The following is a 5,047-nucleotide window of genomic DNA, read 5'->3' on the forward strand; positions in this document are numbered from 1 at the left end:
TGCTCATCGACGCCCACGCCCACATCGTGCAACCTGGAGGTAGAGGCGCATCGCGGGTGGCAATGAATCGGGCCGATGCGCAGGCTGTGGTAGAACGCAACCGCCGCCTGGGCGTGACCAAGACCTGCGTGAGTGCCTGGAGCGCGGTCTGGGGCGATTACGTGCTGGGTAATCACGACACGCTGCAGGCCATGCGCGCATTCCCTGAGGAGATTGTCGGCTACGCAGTGCTTGACCCAAACTACGTCACCGACTGGGAGCGGGAATGCCGCTTTTACCATCTGGAGTGCGGCTTCTTGGGGATGAAGCCCTACTACCCACGCCAGAAGGTCCCCTACAACGATCCGTCCTTTGCGCCCTGGTACCGCTTTGGCGACGAACACAGGCTCTTTTGCCTCCTCCACTACTCGGACAAGTTCAAGGAGGAGGTGAGCGACATCGCCCCGCGTTACCCCAACATCGCCTTCATCCTGGCCCACTCAGGGACAAGCTGGAAGGTGGCTCGCGAGCACGTGGCCTTGGCCAAGCACTTTCCCAACGTGTTCTTGGAGATCACCTTTACCTCGGTGACCAATGGCGTGATCGAGTTCATGGTAGAGGAACTGGGCTCGGAGCGAGTACTCTACGGCTCTGACGCCCCCATGCGCGATCCATACCCCCAGTTCGGTTGGGTGGCTTACGCAGACCTCCCCGAGGAGGACAAGCGCAATATCCTGGGCAGGAACATGCAGCGAATCTTGGACAGGGTCGCGCTGTAGGGATGGCTCAAGCCGGGCTTCGGTGGCCTTGTAGCCGTCGCCGGATATCGGCTGCGCGGTCGTAAATCTCCTCTCGGCTCACTCCCGCTGCCGCAAAAAGGGCAAAGATGTTATCGTCTGGGGTCTCTGGCGGAATGGTGTGCGAAGCCGCTAAGATGTATCCCCCTCCGTCGTCACTCATTACCTCGATGAGCTCAGCAGTGGAGCGGTAGACCTGCTCGGGCGTCCCATAAGGAATGAGACGCAGATTGTCCAGCCCGCCCATGAAGGAAAGGCTTTTCCCAAAATCTCGCTTGAGCGCTGCCGGCTCCATGCCTGGACAATTGCACTGGATCGGGTTGAGAACATCAATCCCAATCTCGATGAGGTCAGGGATGATTGCGCGGAGGGCACCACAGCAGTGGTAGGCAACCCAAAGGCCCTTCGCCTTGCCGACTGCAACCACGCGCTGCAGATGTGGCTTAATGAGCCGGCGCCATGCCTCCGGGCTCATCATCAAGCCGCGGTGCGAGGCCACGTCGTCGCCGGTCCATAGCCAGTCCAGAGGAAAACGGGCGCATGCCTGCTGCGCAAGCGTCACTGCAAAGTCCGCACATCGTGCCAGGAGGCCGGCGGCAAGCTCTTCATCGGTCGCGAGGTCAAGAAGGGCCTGCTCCATCCCCCGCAGCCGGCAGTACATCTCGAAGACGCAGGGCGAAACATCGCAGCCGATGAAGCAGGTCTCCTTCTGGCGCACGACGGGTTCCATTTGTGCCAAGAGCTCCCCGATGTGCTCCAGCGGAAAAGCGTACGCCGCCACCTCCTCTGGGGATGCCTTTTCCAGCGGATAACCCTCAGTCTGATTGAAAGCGCCGCGCTTCACCCATTTGATCCCCCAGAAGTCGACGTGCCAGTCCCCTTCGTGCGCATGGGTTATGCCCTCCATGGCGTAGTTGTTGTTGACCCACGCCTGGCGGACATCGTTGCCCATTGCTTCGCCGACGAAAGACGGGGGAATGCCCAGGGAGCGGCCTAAGCGCTGGGCAGTGTCAGGGTGGAACCACATGAAAATGGGCACTCGGTCGGTGGGCTGCCGCCGCAGCGCAGCGTGGACGCGTTCTTTGCTGGTCATCGGCTTCGGCGCGAGCCTCCTTTGTGCGAGCGTGCCCGCCGCGATGAGTCGCCGCCGGGTCCCTGGCCAAAGAGCTCGGGCACGCGCTCCCACTCTTCGTACACGGCCATCACCGTGGCGGGATTGGCCCCCGCACCGAATTCCAGCTGGGCAATGACGCCACCTGCCGGGTCATACAGGTGCCTGGCGACCTCGCGCACTGCCCTCCTCCCGTCCTCCGGATCGGGAGATGGCAGGATGTGCTGCCGGTCGATTTCGCCCCAGAAAGTGATCTTCCCTTTCACTCGCCTTGCCAGATCCGCAATGTCCATGCAGAAGAGCTGCGAGTTTATGGCGTCCACGCCTATTTCCACCAGGTCCTCAAAAATCTCCGCGATGTTGCCGTCGGAGTGCATGAAGGCAAACTTGCCGTAGCCGTGGGAGAACTCACAATAGTCGCGATAGAGCGGCTTGAACAGTTCCCGCCACGTGTCCGGATGAATAAGCAGGCCGTGTTGACTGCCCCAGTCGTCCATGAAGCCAATCGCGTCCACGTCGGTGGTGACCCAAAACTGCATTTCTGCCAGGTAAAAGTCGTGAATGAGGTTCAGCAGCTCCACAACTTCCTCCCCGGGCTCGGCCATGTCCATGAGGCTCTGCTCGCTGCCTCTGATGAACTGGTAACGCTCCCACGGGCGCGGGCAGCAGCCCGCCAGGACGAATTTGTCCGTCTTGGCGTAGAACTTGTTCACAAGGCCCCTGGCCTTCTCCGTGTCCTCCGGCAGGATCTCGTAGGGCGGTTTCACCTCCTGCCACTGGCGCAAGTCGCTCAGCAAAGGCTCTCGCACCTCTCCCTGCACGCCGTCTTGAATGTTCACGAACCGGCATCCCCATTCGTCCACGAACGTGCCCTTGCGGTACATCTCCCCTTTTGCCCTCGGCGAGGGCCTGTAGACGATTGGTGAACCGGCAAAATCCGAGGGGAACCGGCGTTGCACCTCGGCTACCGCCTCGGGATAGTGGTCAGTAGCCCAGGGAAGCACCCAGAGGTCGCGTGGGATGCGCTCCGGATACCGGAACGTGATTGCCTTGCGCACAATCTCACGGGGAATGGTCATGGTGTTCCCCCCTCGGAGTCTTTGCCCTGTCCTGGCGCGTTGCACAACAGCTGAGTGATGTGCCAGTACAATGCGGGGAGCGTCCGCCGGTGCTCGCCGCGCACGTAGACACTCACTCCCCCGTCGCGCACAGTGCGCACGAGGACCGTCTTGTACGGCCGGAAGTAGTAGCGGGGATCGCTCTTTGGGGGTTCCTCATCGAGCTCTCCACCCAGATCGAGCAGGTCAAGAACGGCAGTGGTAAACGCGCGGATCTGCCTGCCCTGCTGCCGCGCCACGTTGCGCGCCATGGAAAGTGCCTTGAGAAAGACCTCAGGCCCCATCACGGCAGTCCCATAGTTAAGCAGCACCCCACCTTCGAGTTTCGCTATTGTGTTGGCCAGAATGAGAAAGTCGGTGTAGGAAGTGGCTCCGAGGGCGGCGCCGTCGCAGTTGGGGTGCTCGTGGATGATGTCGTAGCCGATGCCCACGTGAACTGTGACAGGAATCCCCCGGCGGAAACCGGCAGCCAGAATGCTCACCTCTCTGTGCGGGAGGCGCTCTTGCTCAATCATCCGACCGATGGCCTCGCCCATGCCGATCCCGTCACGAGCCCCTTGCACAATGGCGTCGTTGATTCTCCCCGTCTCCTGCCAAAGCCCGAATTGCCCCTCGCTGATGTAGCGGGCAACGCTCTCCGAGGTGGCACCCACCAATGCCAACTCAAAGTCGTGGATGGTCACCGCGCCGTTCATGCCCACGTGCGTGACGATGCCGCGCTCGATGAGGTCGATCACCAAGCGCGAGAGCCCCGATTTGACCACGTGCGCTCCCAGCATGAGTACGACTTGCTTCCCCTGCCGATGCGCCGCGGCCACCGCCTGGGCAACCCTGAGGATGTCCCCGCTATGGAGGTCGTCCCGGGCCTCATGTGGGTGCAGGAGGTCCGCAAGGGTTACCAGGTGTTGCCGCTCAGCCAGCGGCTTCAAATGGATCTTGGTTCGATCGAAGGTTGGAAAAGGCATAGGCTATCCCTCGGCAAAAAGTAGGGCAATCAAGGATTGCCAATTCCGAAAGTCCGGGATGATGATATCTGCACCGGCCGCGATGAGAACTTTGCGCTTTCGCTGGTCAATGCCGCTTCTTGTCACCTCGTCGGAGGCCACACCCACTGCAAGTCCCCCCACCTTCTTGGTATCCTCAATTTCAACATACCCGTCACCGAAGGTGACCAACTCAGGGCCGCGCACCTGCTGCTCGGCGAAAATTGCGTGAATGGCCACCATCTTGGCATCCTCGGCCCGCACATCCTGCGCGCCATGGATGGCAGCAAAGTACCCCGCGACCCCCAAGGCGGTTGCCTCGTCCCTTACGTCGGGCTCGTCCGTGCCTGAGGCGAGATAGCACCGCACACCCCGGTCGCAGAGCGCGCGCAGCATGTCCACTGCCCCTGGGACCATCATCTGCTCTGGAGGTGTCTGGCCGCTCTTCACCGCCTGCACCCGTCCTCTGATGTGCTCCCAAAGTCGGGCCAGATACTCCCTCTTGTAGACCCCTGGTGGCTCGGGTTTTCCACCCCGCTTCTGCACCTCTTCGGCCAGCCGCATCATCTGGAAGATGGTCTGTTGACCTGTGGTGACGGTGACCAGCTCCTCAACAAACTGCTGGAGCTCGGCCTCGGGCTCGTGGCGCGGGGTATTGAGGAGCACTTCCACCATGAGCGGGATCATGACCTGCTGCCAGCCTTGCCGAAGCAGCGAAATCGTGCCGTCAAAATCAAACAGAGCATGGCGAATGGTGCCATTCAGGCGCTCGGCCCTGATGATTTCGATCGTATCCTGTCGCAGTCCGACGAGTGAATCAGCCCCCCTTAGCTCAGCTTCCCTTCGTGAGTCGAACGAAGAGACTTTGGGATCAGTCTCACGTCGCCTCTGGGTCCCACCTGACTTGTGCGGAGAAGAATTTCGCCGTTCTTTCACCATCGCTCGTAGTGTACAAGTTCGGACAAAGCTTTACGGGTCTTAGGGCGCGGGGAGTCGGCTGGGTAGCCAAGCGGCGTGAAAGCGAGCGGCTCGACGCCTTCGGGCAGGCCCAACACCTCG

Annotated in this window: 5 protein-coding genes; 1 reads left to right on the plus strand and 4 read right to left on the minus strand. The window is 61.1% G+C overall.

The features are described from left to right. Nucleotides 1–758 (plus strand): amidohydrolase family protein (locus tag H5U38_13275; GenBank protein MBC7187999.1); only part of this gene is annotated, 758 nt, incomplete at its 5' end. A 7-nt stretch (nt 759–765) separates the two neighbouring features. Here the strand turns inward: H5U38_13275 and H5U38_13280 are convergent. The 4 genes from H5U38_13280 to H5U38_13295 are packed head-to-tail and all read right to left on the minus strand — an operon-like array spanning nt 766 to nt 4,924. After that, nucleotides 766–1,869, minus strand: a complete 1,104-nt coding sequence (locus tag H5U38_13280) for a hypothetical protein (GenBank protein ID MBC7188000.1) — start codon at nt 1,867–1,869, stop codon at nt 766–768. After that, nucleotides 1,866–2,966 carry a methyltransferase gene (locus H5U38_13285; GenBank protein MBC7188001.1) on the minus strand — a complete coding sequence of 367 codons (1,101 nt, stop codon included), beginning with the start codon at nt 2,964–2,966 and terminating at the stop codon, nt 1,866–1,868. The genes H5U38_13280 and H5U38_13285 overlap by 4 nt, the downstream gene beginning before the upstream one ends. After that, nucleotides 2,963–3,970, minus strand: a complete 1,008-nt coding sequence (locus tag H5U38_13290; protein ID MBC7188002.1) for a hypothetical protein — start codon at nt 3,968–3,970, stop codon at nt 2,963–2,965. Before H5U38_13290 ends, H5U38_13285 begins: the two co-directional genes overlap by 4 nt. A gap of 3 nt (nt 3,971–3,973) precedes the next feature. Further along, nucleotides 3,974–4,924, minus strand: a complete 951-nt coding sequence (locus H5U38_13295; protein ID MBC7188003.1) for an HAD family hydrolase — start codon at nt 4,922–4,924, stop codon at nt 3,974–3,976. Between the last annotated feature and the right edge of the window lie 123 nt (nt 4,925–5,047).

It is taken from the genome of Calditrichota bacterium (assembly GCA_014359355.1).
GTDB lineage: Bacteria > Zhuqueibacterota > Zhuqueibacteria > JANLFK01 > Oleimicrobiaceae > Oleimicrobium.